A 17,405-nucleotide genomic window follows, 5' to 3' on the forward strand; every position below is an offset into this window, starting at 1 on the left:
GTTACCGGATCGACGCGCACACTCTGCCGGATGGCTACAGAACGCGTTGGATGGAACACGCTGCGTACGGCGCGCGCGAAGGCGCCCTCAGCCACGCGACCTGAGAGGCGACCGCAACACTGGCGGCAACCCGGACACCCACGTTTGAACATCAGGAAATTCTCGCATCTCTCGCACACCGTGAACGTATGCGGATTTCAGCAATCCGGAAATCAGCCCATGGAGCATTCAATTCGAGCCAGCACGTCGCAGATTCACTGAAGGTCTGGCTAATTCCACACCTTTGGAGCATGACTCACGTCACACTTGGGAAATTTCAATTGACGACGCCTCGTAGCATCATGATCAGATGGAGTAACCAAAAGGTCGACGAATTCAGCGCAGAGGCCTGCCATTTGGCGTAGGTTCCTATTCACACCAGAATATCCTCGCACGTCGGCTCAATCGTTCGGATTACCTGGGGGGTAGAAGAAAGAATGAAGAATAGAATTGTTGCCCAGCTGAGCTCTGTCGTCATTGCCGCGATTTCACTGACTGTTGCGACACCAGCCGTCGCAGCCGGTCCGACGCCAGGACCCTCTGGCGTGAACTCGAGCTGCAACCTAACGAAGACCAACCGCGCACCTTGGGGCGGGTCGGCGTACTGCAGCGGACTGCCCTGGGGGGACAAGTTCCGCGTGAAGCTCACATGCGTCACCTACCGCGGCCAAATCTTCACCGTCTACGGCCCCTGGAAGAAAACCAACAACACATCCAGTGCGATCTGCGCAACGGACCCGAACGTCGGCGTTTTGACTGTAGGTACCGAAGAAAACGCGTGAAAGCGCTAGCCGACCCCACCGGAACGAACCATGGAGGAAGAGAATGTATAGGGTAAAGATGGCGGGATTCATCGGGATAGCGATGGCCGCGACTTCTCTAATTTCTGCTCCCGCGGCATCAGCCGCAACTAGCGGAACCGCCAGCTTTAGCTGCACAACGTGGTCGTCAGGCCGGACCGGCTACGCGAAATGCACCGGCATGATCCCGATCCTCGAGCGTTTCCAGGTCAAGGTCACGTGTATTGACAGCCGGGGTTCGCAGGCAGTAGTCAGGGGACCTGCCAGGGAAAACGGTCAGACATCGGCGGCTTCGTGCCCCGACAGCCCGAACGTGGGCATCTACAAGCTCGGCTACCAGCGGTGGAAAATCGGCATAGGCGACTGATTCTCACGGTTGGAGGGGCCGGCCTGGGACGTGTCCCTGCCCGGCCCCTCAAGGTCAGTGGCCGTCCGAGACCCTGGCGTGGCGTCCTTCGAGGGGGAGGCCGTCGAGCAGCGCGGCGGCCGTGAAGAACTCCACGCCGACCGCGATCGCGGCCTCGTCCACGTCGAAGTCGCCCCGGTGCAGATCCCTCTTCGCCGTGTCTCCGGGCGTACGGACACCCAGGCGCGCCATGGCTCCGGGGACGTGCTCCAGGTACCAGGAGAAGTCCTCGCCGCCGAGGCTCTGATCGGTGTCCTCGACCGAGTCGGCTCCGCGCCGGGCGCTCATCGCCTCGCGCAGCAGCTCGGTGACCGCCGGATCGTTGACGACCGGGGGCACTCCGCGCACGTAGGTGATCTCGTGCTTGGCGCGGTGCATCGAGGCGATCTCGTCGATGACCGCGTGGATCTGGTCGGGGGCCTCGTGCCAGGAGTTCAGGTCCAGGCAGCGAACGGTTCCGGACAATTCCGCGTGCATCGGGATGACGTTGCAGGCGTGCCCGGCCTCGATCCGGCCCCAGGTGATGGACATGCCCGAGCGGGCGTCCATCCGCTTGGCCAGCACGGCCGGCAGGTCGAGGGCGAGCCGGGCGGCGGCCGTCACCAGGTCGGTGGTCAGATGCGGGCGGGCGGTGTGCCCGCCGGGACCTTCGAGGGTGACCTCGAGGCGGTCGCAGGCCGAGGTGATGGGCCCGCTGCGCAGGCCGATCCGGCCCGCGTCGACGCGCGGGTCGCAATGCACCGCGATGATCTTGCCCACGCCGTCCAGCACCCCGGAGTCGATGGCCTCGGTGGCGCCGCCGGGCAGCACCTCCTCGGCGGGCTGGAAGATCAGCCGTACCGGCCGGGGCAGCGCGCCCCGGCGGTCGAGCTCGGCCAGGACGAGGCCGGCGCCGAGCACCACGGCGGTGTGCACGTCGTGGCCGCAGGCGTGGGCGCGGTCCGGGACGGTCGAGCGGTACGAGACGTGCGTCTTGGCGTCCGGGATGGGCAGGGCGTCGATGTCCGCGCGCAGTGCCAGCATCGGGCGTACGCCGCCCTCCCGTCGCCCACCACCACCCTCAACGGAGCTACGCGCCCCTTCGTCCCACGTGCCCACGTCACAGATGAGCCCGGTGCCCGACTCCAGCACCTTCGGCCGCAGGCCCGCTTTTTCCAGCCGGGCCTTGATCGCCGCCGTGGTGCGGAACTCGTGGTGTCCCAGCTCGGGATGCATGTGCAAGTCCCGGCGGAAGGCGATCAGTTCGGCACGCAGGTGGTCCGGAAGCTTGCCGGGCAGCTCGGGCCGGTCGGGCGCGGCGGGCTGGGCGGGCTGGGACTCGCGGGACATCAACTGGTTCACCCGTTGAAGGGTAGGCCCACCCATGGGTCAACTGGCTGGAGATCACAAAAAGTTCATGCCGTTAGGGGAAAGAAACCCGGCCTCTGGACGCATGACCGGATGACGGCGCGGGTAAACTCGCAGGCCCACTCAAGCGTTCATCCGGCCGTCGGAGCCGCCTGAGCAGGAAGTCTGTGGACATCGCGGGCCGCGGCGGTGACCCCGGCGAGGAATCCCCGGGCCCGCTCCGAGGCCGCGGGGGTGAGCCAGCTCGGATCGACATCGCATACCGCCACGGTCACCCCGGTGCCGATCAGGGCGTAGGGCAGTGTGTGGACGACCGTGGACGGAAAGCTGACGATCGTCCGGCCGACCGGACCCCGCCGGGCGATCAGCTCCAACGGCAGGTCCGGACGTACGATCTCCAGCCCGGTCGCCTCGCTCAGGGTGCGCAGCTTCTCCGGGGATTCCCGGCGGTGGGCGAAGTAGCGGGTGGCGCCGTGTTCCAGGGTCAGGGCGCGGACGGCTTGCAGGTAGCGGCCCGGGTCGACCACGCCGGTCTCCACCAGCGAGGTCCCGACCAGGTCGGTGCCCTTGGTCAGGCGCGGCGGGCCGAAGCGGGCCCGGGTCCACGCGAAGTCGTTGAGCCGTACGGTCATCGCGCCGTGGGCGGTGACCGGCATCGAGCTGAACACCTCGACGCGGCGGCGGCCGGCCGGGCCGGGGGTGAACCGCCTGCGGGCCGTCGCCGAGACCGGTGCGTACGCCAGCTCCCGAAGCCGGCCCGGGAGGCCCCCGCCGCCGACCCGGTGCCAGCGCACGAGGCGCTCGCCGCGGGCGGTCTGGGCGACGAACTCCATGGTGGCGGTGCCGTCGTCGACCACGACGAGCTCCTCGGCCCGGACCAGGGTGAGCAGGAGCTGCACGTAGCGGGAGAACGGGTCCCCCACCACCACCCGCTCGGCCGCCCGCACCTCCCGCGCGAGGGCTGCGAGCGCCTTGAACGGCGCGAACCGGCCGCCGCGCGCCTCCTTCCACCGCACCTCGTGCCCCTCGTCCCGGGCCAGCCCGGCCATCCGGCGGAGCTGGCCCCTGGACATCGGGTCGGTGGGCGGGAGTACGACGATCCGCAGGCCCGGCCCGGCCGCCGGGCCGGTGGGCCGGGCGTCGGAGCCTCCGCCGCGGGCCGGCTGGCCGGGGACGGCTCCGAGGAGCCGGCCGCCGCCTTGGGCGTGGGCCCACTCCAGGACGTTGAGGAGCTGGACCGGGCTCTCCACGAAAGCCAGGGTGCGGTCGGGGTCTGAGGGGGTCACCACGTACTCCTCGTCGGATTCGGCCCCGCCGGGGTTCTGGGCGCGGGGCCCGGGGCGCAGCCCCGGGACGGGTCCGGGCAGCGCCCGGGGAACGGTGGAAGGGAGGTGGGGGACTTGCCGCGCGGAGCCGCACACCCGCGTCCGCGGCGGGCCGGTCACACCGTGGCGAGCTCCCCCTGGACGCGGCGGAGCTTCTTCATGGGGCCGAGCTCGGAGGCGTAGACCCGCTTGACGCCGTCACCCAGGGCGGTCTCGATGGTGCGGATGTCGCGGACCAGGCGGGTCAGGCCGCCCGGCTCGACGGAAGCGGCCTGGTCGGAACCCCACATCGCGCGGTCGAGGGTGATGTGGCGTTCCACGAAGGTGGCGCCGAGGGCCACGGCGGCCAGGGTGGTCTGCAGGCCCGTCTCGTGGCCGGAGTAGCCGATGGGGACGTTCGGGTACTCCTCCCGCAGGGTGTTGATGACCCGCAGGTTGAGCTCCTCGGCCTTGGCGGGGTAGGTGGAGGTGGCGTGGCAGAGCAGGATGTTCTCGCTGCCGAGGACCTCCACCGCGTGCCGGATCTGCTTCGGGGTGGACATGCCGGTGGAGAGGACCACGGTGCGGCCGGTGGCGCGCAGGGCGCGCAGCAGCTCGTCGTCGGTCAGTGAGGCGGAGGCGACCTTGTGGGCGGGGACGTCGAACTTCTCCAGGAAGGCGACGGCCTCGGTGTCCCAGGGGGAGGCGAACCAGTCGATGCCGCGCTTGGCGCAGTGCTCGTCGATGGCCCGGTACTCGCTCTCGCCGAACTCCACGCGGTGGCGGTAGTCGATGTAGGTCATCCGGCCCCAGGGGGTGTCGCGCTCGATGTCCCACTGGTCGCGGGGGGTGCAGATCTCGGGGGTGCGCTTCTGGAACTTCACGGCGTCGCAGCCGGCCTCGGCGGCGGCGTCGATGAGGGCGAGGGCGTTGCCGAGCTCGCCGTTGTGGTTGATGCCGATCTCGCCGACGACGTAGACGGGCCGGCCGGGGCCGGCGGTGCGGGAGCCGAAGGCACGGAGGCGGGAGGCGGGGTTGACCGTCATGGCAGGGCTGTCCTTAGGAGCGTGGGGTGTACGCGCGGATGCGGGCACGGGAGCGGGCACGGGGGTGAGTACGGGTACGAGGGCGCGGGCGCGGGCCAGGTCGTGGGGGTCGTCGATCTCCAGGACCCGGGCGGGGTCGGTGGCGACCGGGACGGTCCGCCCGAAGAAGCGGTGGCGGGCGGTCCGGAAGCCGGCCGCGTTCATGGCGTAGGCGGCTCCGGTCTCCAGCAGGTCCTGGGGGCGGTCCTGGCGGCGGGGGCGGTGCGCGGTGTCGTGGTTGACGCCGGTCCCGGAGCCGTCGGGGGCCGCCCGCCAGAGGAATCCGTGGAAGGGGGCCGCGGTGAGCGCGGAGTCGGCGTCGCCGGACGCGACGGCGGCGGCGACGGACTCCACGTCGCAGGCGGTGACGAAGGGGCTGGTGCACTGGACGAGGAGGACCACGTCGACGGTGTCGCAGTGCATCTCCTCGAAGGCGTCGAGCGCGTGCAGCAGGGCGGCCTCGCTGGTGGCGGTGTCCCCGGAGATCCCGGCGGGCCGGCGCAGCACCTCGGCCCCGGCCCCGCGGGCGGCGGCGCCGATGGCCTCGGAATCGGTGGACACCAGGACGTCGGTGACGGTCCCGGCCCCCAGGCAGGCCCGGACGGCCCGCACCACGAGGGGCATCCCACCGACGTCGGCCAGGTTCTTCCCGGGCACCCCCTTGGACCCCCCGCGGGCGGGAATCACGGCGAGCACCCTGGGCACGGCGCGGGCCTCGCCGCCGGCTCCGGCGGCGGAGGCGTTCCTACCGGCTCCGGCCGGGCGGGGGCTCACAGCTCCCCCAGGCGGCGGATCACCGGTGCGACGCGCTGGACGCCGTGGCGGTAGGCGCCCCGGGCCGCTTCGCGCAGGTGGGCCCGGAGCCGGCGGCGCAGGCGCGACTTCCCGGCGCCGGTGCGGACGGCGCCGGGCAACGGGCGTCCGTCCGGGCCGAGATGGTGCCTGGCCAGGATTCCGGGCAGGTATCCCGGCGCGGTGTCCTGCGTGTAGTAGGGCGCCACGGCCGGGAGGCGGGCCCGGGCCAGCAGCTCCGCGAGGCGAGCCCGCGCGGCGGCGTAGGGGTCCCGCCCGGCGGCGGTCGCGGCCGGTGTGGCCGCCGCCGGGGCGCCCACACCGGTGGCCGCGCCGGTAGCCGCGTCGGTGCCCGAACCGGTGCTCACGCCTGTGCCCGAGCCGGTGCCCACGCCTTGGGCCGCCAGCCAGTCCGGATCCCCCTTCGGGAGCAGGCCCGCGTCCAGCTGGGTCCAGGAGGCCAGGCAGCCGGAGCCCAGGAAGTGGTGGTTGCCGAGGCTCTCGCGGACGCCGAGGTCGGTCAGGACGGCGGTCGGGATGCCCCGGTGGAGGGATTCCAGGGCCGCCGTGGAGGAGACGGTGACCAGCAGGTCCGTGCTGTCCAGGACCTCGCCCATGTTCCCGTACCCCAGACGGCAGTTGGAGGGGAGGCCGCCCGGCAGCCGCTCCGCGAGGCGCTGGTACGGGAGCTCCTCCAGGTGTGTGGTGTGCTCCCCGGGCCGGCTGCGGAGTTTGACCAGCACCTCGCGCTCCGGGTGCAGCCTGGCGTGTTGCGCCGCGCGCCCGAGCAGGTACGCGCGGTCCGCGCGGGTGTCCGGCACGGACGGCTGGACCGCGAAGACCACCCGGTGGGCGGTGGCGCCGACGGGCTCGTACGGCTTTCCGTCGAGGAAGGGGAGGGCGGTCTCCACGACGGCCCCGGCGGCCGCGCCGACACCCTCGTACACCGAGCGGAACCGCCCCGCGTCGTGGCGGGAGTTGGCGAGGACGAGATCGGCCCCGTGCCGCAGCAGCAGACCGTCGGCGAGTCTCTCGTAGACGACTCCGACGTACCCGGTGACGAACACCGGCCGCGCACCCGGCTCCGGCCACAGGGCCCGCGCGCCGTGCAGGACCGCCTGCACGGCGCCGCCGACCAGGGCGAGGACGACCACGTCGTACGACTGCCTTCCCGGCGCGGACAGTTCGGAGAGGAACCCCGCGCAGGTCACCTCGGTGAGCCGGTCCGCCCGGACCCCGACCTCGCCGAGCTGGCGGGCGGTGGGCGTGGCCCGGCCGCGGAGCAGGTATCCGGTCAGGTGAAGGGAGTCCGGCTCCGGGACGAGGCGGCGCGCGGTGAGCGCTCCCCATTTCCAGCGGGTGTCGGAATCGGCGAGTACGGCCACGCGGAGGGCGGCCCGATGGGCCGTGCGGTTGCTTGCTGGCACCCGGCAGAAGCTATTCCGGCTTTCCGGTGATCGGCCCAACGAGCGCACAACAGCGGGTTAACAACCCGTCGACGAAATGCGAAAGCGTCCGGGTTAACGCCCCCGCCGTTCGTCGTTCACATGGAATCCGCGTCCGGGCCACAGTGAATGCCGAACGGCGCCCTAATGTCTCGCAGGTGCTCAAGCTCTCTGTTGTCGTGCCGTTCTTCAACGTGCAGACGTATGCGCCGGATGCCCTGAAAAGCCTGGAACTCAACGCTCGGGACGATTTCGAGTTCCTGCTCGTCGACGACCGCTCGACGGACGGGACGCCCGCGCTCCTGGAACGGGCGGCCCGCGAGCTGCCCGGCGCCGTGCACCTCAGACACGAGCGCAACGGCGGGCTGGCGACGGCCCGGAACACCGGTCTGGACGCGGCCCGCGGCGAGTACATCGCCTTCCTGGACGGGGACGACTGGCTGGCGCCGGGCCATCTCGCCCGTACCCTGGCCGCCATCGAGGCGCTGAACTGCGACTTCGTCCGGACCGACCATGTCCAGTGCACGGGCAGGACGCGCAGTGTGCAGCGCGTCCCCTACGGGCCGGAGTCGGTGGTGGCCGATCCGCGCACCGGCATCCTGCCCGCAGACCGCGCGACCTCGGTCGACTACCCGTACGCCTGGGCGGGGATGTACCACCGGCGGCTGCTGGACCGCGGGCTGCTGCACTTCACGGACGGTCTGCGGACGGCGGAGGACCGGCCGTGGATCTGGCGACTGCACCGGGAGGCGGAGTCCTTCGCGCCGGTGGGCCTGCCTGGAATCTTCTACCGACGTGGGGTTTCCACCTCGCTGACGCAAATCGGGGACGATCGTCAGCTCGATTTCATTCGGGCATTCGATCAGGTTCTTCTCGAGACAGCCGCCGACCGGGAATCCGATCTCCTTCTCCCGAAGGCCGTCCGAACATACTGCGCAATTATCGCTCACCACATCGGGTCCATCGAAAGGTTCCAACCACCCGTGGCCAGAAAACTCCGCTCGATGAGCGCGGCCGCACTCGGCAGAATGCCCCGGCAGGTCCTGGACCAGACTCTGGACACGATGGACGCCGACCGCGCGGCCCTGCTCCGCCGGCTGCGACGGCGCGCCACGGCCGGATCCTCCCCCGCGGCCCTCGACGCCCCCTCGGCCCCCGCCGGGGTGACGGCGTGAGCGTGACCCAGATCTTCCAGGCCTCCACCCTCTACGGCACGGCCACCCTCGCCGCCGCCCTCGACGCGGGCCTCTTCCCTCCCGCCGGCCGCCGGATCCTGCTGACCAGCAACCACTCCGTCACCGCCGAGATCACCCCCGGTTTCACCAGCGCGCCCGGCTTCGGCGCCCTGCGCTCCCGCTTCGACACGGTCCTCGACTGGAACGCGTTCATCGCCCCGCAGCACCCCGGCAGCTGGAGCCCACGCGCCGACGACGTCCCCCTGTGGGAACGCCAGTTGCGCGCCTCCTGGGACCTCGGCACCGATCGCGTCGAGCTGATCGTGGAATCCCTGCAGGTGCCGCCCGCCCCGAGCCTGTGCCGGCTCTTCCCCGGCGCGGCCGTGGAGGTCTACGCCGACGGGCTGATGAGCTACGGCCCCACCCGCTCCCGCATCGACCCCGGGATCGGGATGCGCATACGGCGGATGCTGCACCTGGACCTCGTACCGGGCCTGGAGCCGCTGCTGCTGACCGAGTTCGGCGTACGGGCCGAGGCGATTCCCGCCGCTGCCTTCCTCAAGGTCATCGGCGAGCTCGAGGCGGCGGTGGAGGCGGCGGCGGAGGCTCCGACGGGAACACCGGCGGCGTCCGCCGAGCCCCCCGCGCTCCTGCTGGGCCAGTACCTGTCCGCGCTCGACCTCGTGCCGGCCGCCGAGGAGGAGGAACTGCACGCGGAGATGGTCCGGGGCGCGCACGCGCTGGGCCACCGCGAGCTGGTGTTCAAACCGCACCCCAGCGCCCCCGCGGCCTACTCCCGCCGGGCGGAGGAAGAGGCCGGGCGGCTCGGCGTCCGGCTCACCGTGCTGAGCACCCCGGTGCTCGCCGAGACCCTCTACGCGCGGCTGCGCCCGGCCCTGGTCGTCGGCTGCTTCTCCACGGGACTGCTGACCGCCGCCACCCTGTACGGGCTCCCGGTCGCCCGGACCGGCACGGGGGCCGTGCTGGCGCGGCTGTCCCCGTACCCGAACAGCAACCGGATCCCGCTCGTGCTGGCCGACGTCCTGCTGCCCGACCTCGCGGACCCGGCGGCCGTACGCTCCTGGACACCGCCGGGGCCCGACCGCGTCGCGGCCGAACTGCAGGGGCTGCTCACGGCGGTGGGCTTCACCATGCAGCCCAAGATCCTGGCGCGGCGGCGCCCGGAGGCCGAGCGCTGGCTGAGCGCGAACCTGACCCCGGACACCTGGCGCTACTTCACCCGCCGCCGGCTCACCGGCCTGGGCCTGCCGGGCGGCATCCCGGCGCAGTTGTCCTTCCTGCCCCGCAGCCGCGCGGCGCGCCGCGTGGCCCGGCTGTTGCGCAGGGCGGTCCGCTAGCCGACCGGCGCTCCGCCGGCCGACGGTCCGCGCCACGGTCCCGACGGCCGTACGGGGAAGCGGTCCGGTCAGCTGACCGCGAGCTTCGCCGCGAAGCCCAGGAACAGCACGCCCGCCGCCGAGCTGGCTCCGGCGGCGAGCCGCTTGCGGCTCCGGAAGGCGGCCGCCAGGCGGTTCCCGCCGAAGATCAGCGTGGTCAGGTAGAGGAAGCTGCCGATCTGCAGCAGGCCGCCCAGCAGCAGGAAGGACAGCGCCGGGTAGGCGTAGGACGGGTCCACGAACTGCACGAAGAACGACATCAGGAAGAGGATGGCCTTCGGGTTGAACACGCTGATCAGCAGCGCGCGCCGGTAGGGCCGCTCCGTGTCCACGGCCTGAGCCGCGGGGGCCGCCGGGGCGTCGGCCCCGGCGCGCTCGCGGCGGGCGCGCCATATGGTCCACGCTCCGCGCAGCATGCCGATGGCGAGCCAGGTCAGGTACCCGGCGCCGAGCAGTTTGACGATGCCGAACAGCATCGGGCTGGTCTGCAGCAGGGCCCCGGCGCCGACCGCGGCCAGGGTCATGAGCAGGGCGTCGCCGGAGAACACGCCGAAGGCCGCCCTGTACCCCGTGCGCACCCCGCCGCGCGCGGCGACGGACAGCACGTAGAGCGAGTTCGGACCCGGCAGCAAAATGATCAGCACCAGGCCGGCGAGATACGTCGGAAGATCTGTGACACCCAGCATGTGCAGGAGTGTCCCATGAGTACGCACCTGTCGCGCCACTCGATTTCACAGAATGGAATCCGCCCTGGTCACCCGCCTGGTCACCAGCCCGAATCAGCCGGGACGTACGTCCCCCACACCTCCCGCAGCACCCCGCACACCTCTCCTACGGTGGCCCTGGCCCGTAGCGCCTCCCGCATCGGATAGAGCATGTTCTCCGTGCCCGCCGCCGCCTCCCTGACCGCCGCCAGCGCCTCGTCCACGGCCGCCCCGTCGCGCCCGGCGCGCAGCGCGGCCAGCGCCGCCCGCTGCCGGTCCTCGATCGCCGGGTCCACCCTGAGCGGGTCGTAGGGATCCTCCTCGTCCAGCGCGAAGCGGTTGACCCCGACCACCACCCGCTCGCCGCTCTCGGTCTCCCGGGCGATCCGGTAGGCGTTGCGCTCGATCTCCCCCTTCTGGAAGCCCGCCTCGATAGCGGCCACCGCCCCGCCCATCGCCTCGACCCGGGCCATCAGGGCGAGCGCCGCCGCCTCCACCTCGTCCGTCATCCGCTCCACCGCGTAGGACCCGGCGAAGGGGTCGACGGTGTGCGCCGCGTCCGTCTCGTACGCCAGCACCTGCTGGGTCCCGAGCGCGAGGCGGGCCGACTTCTCGGTGGGCAGCGCGAGCGCCTCGTCGAAGGAGTTGGTGTGCAGCGACTGGGTGCCGCCCAGCACGGCGGCCAGGCCCTGCACGGCGACGCGTACCAGGTTGAGTTCCGGCTGCTGCGCCGTCAGCTGCACTCCGGCGGTCTGGGTGTGGAAGCGCAGCATCATCGACCTGGGGTCCCGGGCCCCGAACTCCTCGCGCATGACGCGGGCCCAGATCCGCCGGGCCGCGCGGAACTTCGCCACCTCCTCCAGGAGGGTGGTGCGGGCGACGAAGAAGAACGACAGCCTCGGCGCGAACGCGTCGACCTCCATCCCGGCGGCCAGCGCGGTCCGTACGTAGGCGATCGCGTCGGCCAGCGTGAAGGCGATCTCCTGCGCGGGCGAGGCCCCGGCCTCGGCCATGTGGTAGCCGGAGACGGAGATGGTGTTCCACTTGGGGATCTCCGCCCGGCAGTAGCGGAAGGTATCGGCCGTCAACCTCAGGGAGGGGCCCGGCGGGAAGATGTAGGTCCCCCGTGCGACGTACTCCTTCAGCACGTCGTTCTGGATCGTGCCGGTCAGCCGGACGGCCTCGATCCCCCGTTCCTCCGCGACCAGTTGGTAGAGCAGGAGCAGCAGCGCGGCCGGCGCGTTGATCGTCATGGACGTGGACACCCGGTCGAGCGGGATCCCGTCGAACAGCACCCGCATGTCCTCGACCGAGTCGATCGCCACGCCCACCTTGCCGACCTCGCCGTGCGCGAGCGGGGCGTCGGAGTCGTGCCCCATCTGGGTGGGCAGGTCGAAGGCCACGGACAGCCCGGTGGCGCCGCCCTGGATGAGCCGGCGGTAGCGGGCATTGGACTCGGCGGCAGTGCCGAAGCCGGCGTACTGGCGCATGGTCCAGGGCCGTCCGGGCCGTCCCGTGTACATCGTCGGGTAGACGCCCCGGGTGTACGGGTACTCCCCGGGCTCCCCCAGTTCGGTCCCGGGGTCCCAGCCCGCGAGGTCCTCCGGGCGGTAGACGGGCGCGACCGGGATCCCGCTCTCGTTGTGACGCTCCATGTGACGCGCTCCTTCGTGGGTCCGCGGGGCCGGTCCGGGGCTGATAAAACGTCCCCGCGGCGGCCGCGCGACGGCCGCTGGTCACAATGGCGCAACATCACGGCACTCCCTGCAACTGTCCACGCCCACGTCGCATCACCTAGATACACACGTAGAAATCGGGGGACCGCAATGCACCGCCAGAAAGCAATAGTCCGCGCACTGGGCCTGGCCACCGCCGTCGCACTTGCCGCGACCGCCTGTGGGCCGCAGGGGACGGAGTCGACGGGCTCCAGTTCCTCCGCACCCGCGTCGCCCACGGCGGTCGCCTCCCCCGAGACCTCACCCTCCTCGGACGGCAAGCCCGGCGATGCCTCGCCGTCCGCCTCCGCGTCCAGTTCCGCGGCGCCGTCGCCTTCGGCCTCCGCCTCGCCCTCGCCCTCGCCGACCGTGAAGCAGGTCATGGCGAACGGCGACGACAGCGAGCTGGTCCGCGAACTGCAGGCCCGGCTGCGTCAGCTCAAGCTGATGTCGGTCGCTCCGACCGGTTTCTACGGCTCGAAGACGACCGCGGCGGTCAGGTCCTTCCAGACGAAGAACGGCCTGTCCGCCACCGGCGGCGTGGACGAAGCCACCTGGAAGAGGATCCAGAACCTCACCAAGAGGCCGACCGCCGACGAGCTGCGCCCGCCGACCGTCAACGAGCCCGACGCTCCCGACGCTCGCTGTATGACGGGCCGGGTGATGTGCATCAGCAAGGAGAGCCGCACCCTCGCCTGGATGATCGACGGGAAGGTCGTCTCCACGCTGGACGTGCGCTTCGGCTCGGAGAACACCCCGACCCGCGAGGGTGAGTTCAAGGTGGACCGCAAGGAGCGCACCTGGACCTCGACGCTCTACCACACGCCGATGCCGTACTCGATGTTCTTCAGCCGGGGCCAGGCCGTGCACTTCTCGGCGGACTTCGCCGCCCGCGGCTACGCCGGTGCCTCGCACGGGTGTGTGAACGTCCGGGACAAGGCCAAGCTGGCGACGCTGTTCGACGCGGTCCGGGTCGGCGACAAGGTCGTCGTCTACTGGTGAGCCCGCAGTCGGCCGGACATCGGCGGCCGGCCATCGAAGGCCGGACATTCGCGGTCGGACACCGGGCGCCGGACACCGGACGTCAGCGGCCGGCCATCGAAGGCCGGATGCCTGCTGCCGGGCGGTGTGGGGCCGGAAGTTGAGGGCGCGGGCGGGATCGGGGGAACGAATCCCGCCCGCGCCAGTTGCGCAGAGCCCAGGGGTACGGGGGGAACCCCGGCTCATGCGCAGCCGATGACCAGTCGGCTCATTACGTACTGCGCCACCGGTTCCAAAAGTGTTACTGCGCGGTGCGAGCCATTTCAGGCCAGTGTCCGATAACCGGTCCCGTGCCCGCTCCGGCACCCGTTTCCGGTACCCGTTCCCGCCCTCGGGCGGGGGCCTCTCTCAGCGGCGCTCGCCCGCGCCGGGGAGCAGCGGTGGGGCCGTCTTGGCCGGGGCCAGGTCCAGCGAGCGCGACGGGGAGCCCGGCGCGTCGCCGCTCGGTCCTCCGCCGGTGGCCACGTCGAGCACCACCTGGCAGTAGCGCGGGACCCGCAGCAGTCCCTTGGCCAGGCGTACGAGCTTCTCCCGGCGTTCCTCGTCGAGCCGCCCCGCCCGGTAGTCCCGGCACAGCTGCACCGCGCCGGTGCGGCCCTCGCGGTCCCCGTCGGAGGTTCCGGCCGTCTCCCCGTCGGAGCCGCCCTGGAGGGAACGGTCCCTGCCGTCCCTGCCTCCGGTGGTGCCGCTCACGGAGGGTTCCGTGCCGGCGCCGCCGCTGGGCCCGTCGCCGGGGCCGGTCGTCGTACGTCCGTCCGCACCGGGGGTGTTGCCCGGGCTCGGGCTGCCGCTCGACCCCTTGCCGCCGGGCGGCACGGTGGTGCGAGGCGACGAGAAGGGCTTCGCGTACGCGTCGTCCTGGAGCGCCTCGGAGGAGGATCCGGCCGTCACCGAGACGGCCGGCACCTGGCCGGCGGAGTCCCGGGTGTCCTGGTCCAGCAGTCCGGCGCCCGCGGCGGCCGCCAGGCCGCCCACGGCGACGCCGGCCACCGCGGCCGCGAGGGCGAAGCGGACCGGCCGGGCCCGCCGGGAGCGGGACGCGCCCGTGCCGGGCGGCGGGACGAGCTCGACCACGGTGTCCCGGGACCCGAACAACTCGGCGTCCGAAGCCTGCGCCTGGAGTTCCCCCTGGAGTACGGAGCCGCGCGCCGCGCGGAACGCGGCCACGGCGGCGGCCTCTCCGCGCAGTTCCCCGGGCAGAGCGCCGGGGTCCGCGGGCGGCGGCTCGGCCAGTACGTCGAGGGCGGCGCGCAGCCGCTCGGCCCGGACTCCGGCGAGGTGCCCGGCGTCAGGTGCGGCCGGTTCTCCGCGCAGCATCCTGTCCGCCGCGGCTCTGTTCAGCCACCTGTCGCGCTCGTCGGCCATCACATGTCCTTCTGCGTCCGCCAACGTGAATGCGTCACACCGGTTTGTTCTACGAGGCCTCCGCCCCTGGCTCGCTGCGCCGGTACGGCGTCCAGGTCCCGCCCGCCCCCGGCGCCCCGTGCGCGACTCCCGTCATTATCGCCCAGGCCGCGCACCCGACCGGAGCCGATACCGGCATCGGGGTCGGAGCCGGGCTCGAAGCCGTCGTCCGCGTCGAGCAGCTCGGCCAGTTTCTTCAGGCCCCGGTGCGCGGCGGTGCGTACCGCGCCGGGGCGCTTGCCCAGGGTCTCGGCCGCGCTCTTGGCGTCCAGGCCGACGACCACCCTCAGGACGACGGCCTCGGCCTGGTCCTGCGGGAGCTGGGCTATGAGTTCCATCGTGCGGGAGGTGGAGAGGGACTCGATGGCCTCGCCGGCGGTGTCGGACTCGGCGGCGTGGCCCGTCAGCTCGGTCTCGTCCCCGCCGACGGCGGGCCGACGCCCGCGCATGCGGATGTGGTCGAGGGCGCGGTTGCGTGCGATGCGGGCGGCCCAGCCGCGGAAGCGGTCGGCGTCGCCGGTGAAGGAGTCGAGGTCGCGGGCGATCTGCAGCCAGGCTTCGGAAGTGACGTCCTCCGCCTCGCCGTCCCCGACGAGCGTGCGGACGTACCCGAGCAGGCGCGGGTGCACGGAGCGGTACACAGAACGGAACGCGAGCTCGTCGCCGTCTTGTGCCGCGAGCACCGCGGTGGTCAGCTCCGCGTCGTCCCCCAGCAAAATCCCCAACCCGTTCACAGTCCCGTGTGTGTGGCGCAAATCAGCACGTTACGGCTTTCAAGCACCTTCGTCCACGAGTTGTACAACGAGCAACCATCCCTGCGCGGAGCGAGGTGTGACACAAAACGCACCGACGACGCTGACAGGGGTGCGGGCTTGTCGCACGAGTCCGCGACGGATGGCGGCCGGGGCCTCTCCTGTGGGGGGTGGCGGCCTCGGTCGCCCTCCCCTTCTCCAGCCCCCTCCGGGGCCATCATCCCCCGGCCTTCCGTGAGTGCTCCCGGCGGCCCGGCACCAGGTCCCACGCGCACCCCCGTCATCCTTTCGGCTCACTTCCGGGTGAAATCCCGGAATGAATACGACACACCCGGCCCCTCGTCGATAGCGTGGCGGGACACCCGCGCCACGCCACGAGGAGCCCCCCGCTGTCCAGCCACCTTCCGGCACAGGCCCGCGGAGGCTCCGACCCATTCCACGGCTCAGGGCTCGCGCGGTTCAACACCCTGTCCCCCGAATCCGCCCACTCCGCCCTGTTGCACTGCTGCGGCAGCCGGCGCTGGGCCCACCGGGTGGCCGCGCACCGCCCGTACCCCGACTTCGGCGCGCTACTCGCCGCTGCGGACGAAGCCTCGTACGACCTCTCTCAAGCAGACCTCTCCGAGGCCCTGGCCTGCGAGTTCCCGCCGGAGCTGGAGCGCGGGGCCTCGTACGCCGCGCTCCTCGCGCTCGACGCGGCCCACGCGGAGTACGAGCGGACCTATCGCCACGCCTTCGTGATCTGCCTCGACGGGCACCCTCCGGAGGAGCAGGCGGACCAGCTGCTGGCCGCGATCCGGCGGCGGATGGAGCTCGACGTGGACGAGGAGCGGGCGATCTCCGCGGACGAGCTCCGCCGCGTCGCGCAGGCCCGGCTGTCCGACCTGACACATTGGCTGACCTCGGCAGATGGGGTATCTGCTGCCGAATTCGGGCTATTCGCCCCTGTGGGATAGTCCGTCCGTGCCTGTTTGATCACACCGGCGGCCCCCGCGCAAGGGAACCGACAAAGCGTCGCTACGATGTCCGGGGCCGGAGGACCGTACCCGGCCGGGCCCGACCGACAAAGAAGCCGGCTGGCCCCCGCCCCGCTTCCGGAGGGTTTTCCGTGCCGGCTGGAACGCTGTACCGCGGCCGGGAAGGTATGTGGTCCTGGGTGGCTCATCGAGTCACCGGCGTCCTCATCTTCTTCTTCCTGTTCGTACACGTCCTCGACACCGCTCTCGTCCGCGTCTCTCCCGAGGCGTACGACGATGTCGTGGCTACCTACAAGACCCCGATCGTCGCGCTGCTGGAATACGGCCTCGTCGCCGCAATCCTCTTCCACGCGCTCAACGGTCTCCGTGTCATCGCCGTGGACTTCTGGTCCAAGGGACCGCGCTACCAGAAGCAGATGCTCTGGACCGTGGTGGGCATCTGGGTCGTGCTGATGGTCGGGGCCCTTTACCCCGTCCTCGGACACGCCTACCTCGAACTGTTCGGGAAGTGACACGCATGTCTTCTGACACTTCTCCCGCCAACCTCACCAAGGGCATCGGCGACGTGGAGGCAGTCTCCCTCTACGACGCCGACAACCCGGCGCCGTACATCGAGGCCCCGCGCAAGCGCACCAGCAGGACCCCGCGCTCGACGCGCGGCAACTTCGAGATGGTCGCGTGGCTCTTCATGCGCCTCTCGGGCATCGTGCTGGTCGTCCTGGTCCTCGGTCACCTGCTGATCCAGCTCGTCCTGGACGGCGGTGTGTCCAAGATCGGCTTCGCCTTCGTGGCGGGCCGCTGGGCGTCCCCGTTCTGGCAGGGCTGGGACCTGCTGATGCTGTGGCTCGCGATGCTCCACGGCGCGAACGGTCTGCGTACCGTCATCAACGACTACGCGGAGCGCGCCAACACGCGGCTGTGGCTCAAGGGCCTGCTCTACACCGCCACCGTGTTCACCATTCTTCTGGGCACGCTGGTGATCTTCACCTTCGACCCGAACATCCGCTAGGCAACGGGGCTGA

General features: G+C 71.4%; 14 protein-coding genes and 1 pseudogene. 6 read left to right on the top strand and 9 right to left on the bottom strand.

Going from position 1 to position 17,405, the window contains the following annotated elements; genetic code table 11:
- Positions 1 to 1,260: 1,260 nt before the first annotated feature.
- The 5 genes and pseudogenes from OTB20_RS07220 to OTB20_RS07240 form a co-directional block, all read right to left on the bottom strand.
- On the bottom strand, positions 1,261 to 2,574 hold the full coding sequence (locus tag OTB20_RS07220; RefSeq protein WP_267815858.1) for an amidohydrolase: 1,314 nt from the start codon (positions 2,572 to 2,574) through the stop codon (positions 1,261 to 1,263).
- Between the two features lie 149 nt (positions 2,575 to 2,723).
- A complete protein-coding gene (locus tag OTB20_RS07225; protein ID WP_267815752.1) occupies positions 2,724 to 3,878 on the bottom strand; it encodes a hypothetical protein in 1,155 nt (384 codons plus the stop codon).
- A 155-nt stretch (positions 3,879 to 4,033) separates the two neighbouring features.
- Positions 4,034 to 4,942, bottom strand: coding sequence for an N-acetylneuraminate synthase family protein (locus tag OTB20_RS07230; protein WP_267751650.1), 909 nt, complete (start codon positions 4,940 to 4,942; stop codon positions 4,034 to 4,036).
- A gap of 366 nt (positions 4,943 to 5,308) precedes the next feature.
- Positions 5,309 to 5,755, bottom strand: a pseudogene (locus OTB20_RS07235) (cytidylyltransferase domain-containing protein); the annotation flags it as partial.
- Positions 5,752 to 7,200, bottom strand: coding sequence for a DUF6716 putative glycosyltransferase (locus OTB20_RS07240; protein WP_267815753.1), 1,449 nt, complete (start codon positions 7,198 to 7,200; stop codon positions 5,752 to 5,754). The pseudogene OTB20_RS07235 and the gene OTB20_RS07240, both read right to left, overlap by 4 nt.
- Before the next feature lie 176 nt (positions 7,201 to 7,376).
- Here OTB20_RS07240 and OTB20_RS07245 point away from each other — a divergent pair, with 176 nt between their 5' ends.
- Together OTB20_RS07245 and OTB20_RS07250 are read left to right on the top strand one after the other, a co-directional pair.
- Positions 7,377 to 8,393: a glycosyltransferase family 2 protein gene (locus OTB20_RS07245; protein ID WP_267751433.1), complete on the top strand. Its 1,017-nt coding sequence runs from the start codon at positions 7,377 to 7,379 to the stop codon at positions 8,391 to 8,393.
- On the top strand, positions 8,390 to 9,751 hold the full coding sequence (locus OTB20_RS07250; RefSeq protein WP_267815754.1) for a polysialyltransferase family glycosyltransferase: 1,362 nt from the start codon (positions 8,390 to 8,392) through the stop codon (positions 9,749 to 9,751). Before OTB20_RS07245 ends, OTB20_RS07250 begins: the two co-directional genes overlap by 4 nt.
- A 68-nt stretch (positions 9,752 to 9,819) precedes the next feature.
- Here OTB20_RS07250 and leuE read toward each other — a convergent pair whose 3' ends face one another.
- Both leuE and OTB20_RS07260 read right to left on the bottom strand, forming a co-directional pair.
- Positions 9,820 to 10,476 (bottom strand): leucine efflux protein LeuE, encoded by a 657-nt coding sequence (gene leuE / locus OTB20_RS07255; RefSeq protein WP_267815755.1) that lies wholly within the window; start codon positions 10,474 to 10,476, stop codon positions 9,820 to 9,822.
- Between the two features lie 80 nt (positions 10,477 to 10,556).
- Positions 10,557 to 12,149: an acyl-CoA mutase large subunit family protein gene (locus OTB20_RS07260; protein ID WP_267815756.1), complete on the bottom strand. Its 1,593-nt coding sequence runs from the start codon at positions 12,147 to 12,149 to the stop codon at positions 10,557 to 10,559.
- 171 nt (positions 12,150 to 12,320) lie between these two features.
- On the opposite strand from OTB20_RS07260, the gene OTB20_RS07265 reads away from it, so the two are divergent.
- Positions 12,321 to 13,211, top strand: coding sequence for a L,D-transpeptidase family protein (locus OTB20_RS07265; protein ID WP_267815757.1), 891 nt, complete (start codon positions 12,321 to 12,323; stop codon positions 13,209 to 13,211).
- Between the two features lie 387 nt (positions 13,212 to 13,598).
- On the opposite strand, the gene OTB20_RS07270 is transcribed toward OTB20_RS07265, so the two are convergent.
- Positions 13,599 to 14,615, bottom strand: coding sequence for a hypothetical protein (locus tag OTB20_RS07270; protein WP_267815758.1), 1,017 nt, complete (start codon positions 14,613 to 14,615; stop codon positions 13,599 to 13,601).
- Complete coding sequence (locus OTB20_RS07275) at positions 14,615 to 15,370, bottom strand: RNA polymerase sigma factor (RefSeq protein ID WP_267815859.1); 756 nt, start codon at positions 15,368 to 15,370, stop codon at positions 14,615 to 14,617. Before OTB20_RS07275 ends, OTB20_RS07270 begins: the two co-directional genes overlap by 1 nt.
- 386 nt (positions 15,371 to 15,756) lie before the next feature.
- Here OTB20_RS07275 and OTB20_RS07280 point away from each other — a divergent pair, with 386 nt between their 5' ends.
- The 3 genes from OTB20_RS07280 (at position 15,757) to OTB20_RS07290 (ending at position 17,392) form a co-directional block, all read left to right on the top strand.
- Positions 15,757 to 16,362 carry a 2-oxo-4-hydroxy-4-carboxy-5-ureidoimidazoline decarboxylase gene (locus OTB20_RS07280; RefSeq protein WP_267815759.1) on the top strand — a complete coding sequence of 202 codons (606 nt, stop codon included), beginning with the start codon at positions 15,757 to 15,759 and terminating at the stop codon, positions 16,360 to 16,362.
- A 152-nt stretch (positions 16,363 to 16,514) separates the two neighbouring features.
- The gene (gene sdhC / locus OTB20_RS07285) at positions 16,515 to 16,895 is read left to right on the top strand and encodes a succinate dehydrogenase, cytochrome b556 subunit (RefSeq protein ID WP_266880720.1); all 381 of its coding nucleotides are present in this window, start codon (positions 16,515 to 16,517) and stop codon (positions 16,893 to 16,895) included.
- Positions 16,896 to 16,900: 5 nt separating this feature from the next.
- Entirely contained in the window at positions 16,901 to 17,392 is a 492-nt protein-coding gene (locus tag OTB20_RS07290) for a succinate dehydrogenase hydrophobic membrane anchor subunit (RefSeq protein ID WP_267815760.1), read from the top strand.
- Positions 17,393 to 17,405 lie beyond the last annotated feature (13 nt).

The organism is Streptomyces sp. H27-H1 (assembly GCF_026627445.1).
Classification (GTDB): Bacteria; Actinomycetota; Actinomycetes; order Streptomycetales; family Streptomycetaceae; genus Streptomyces.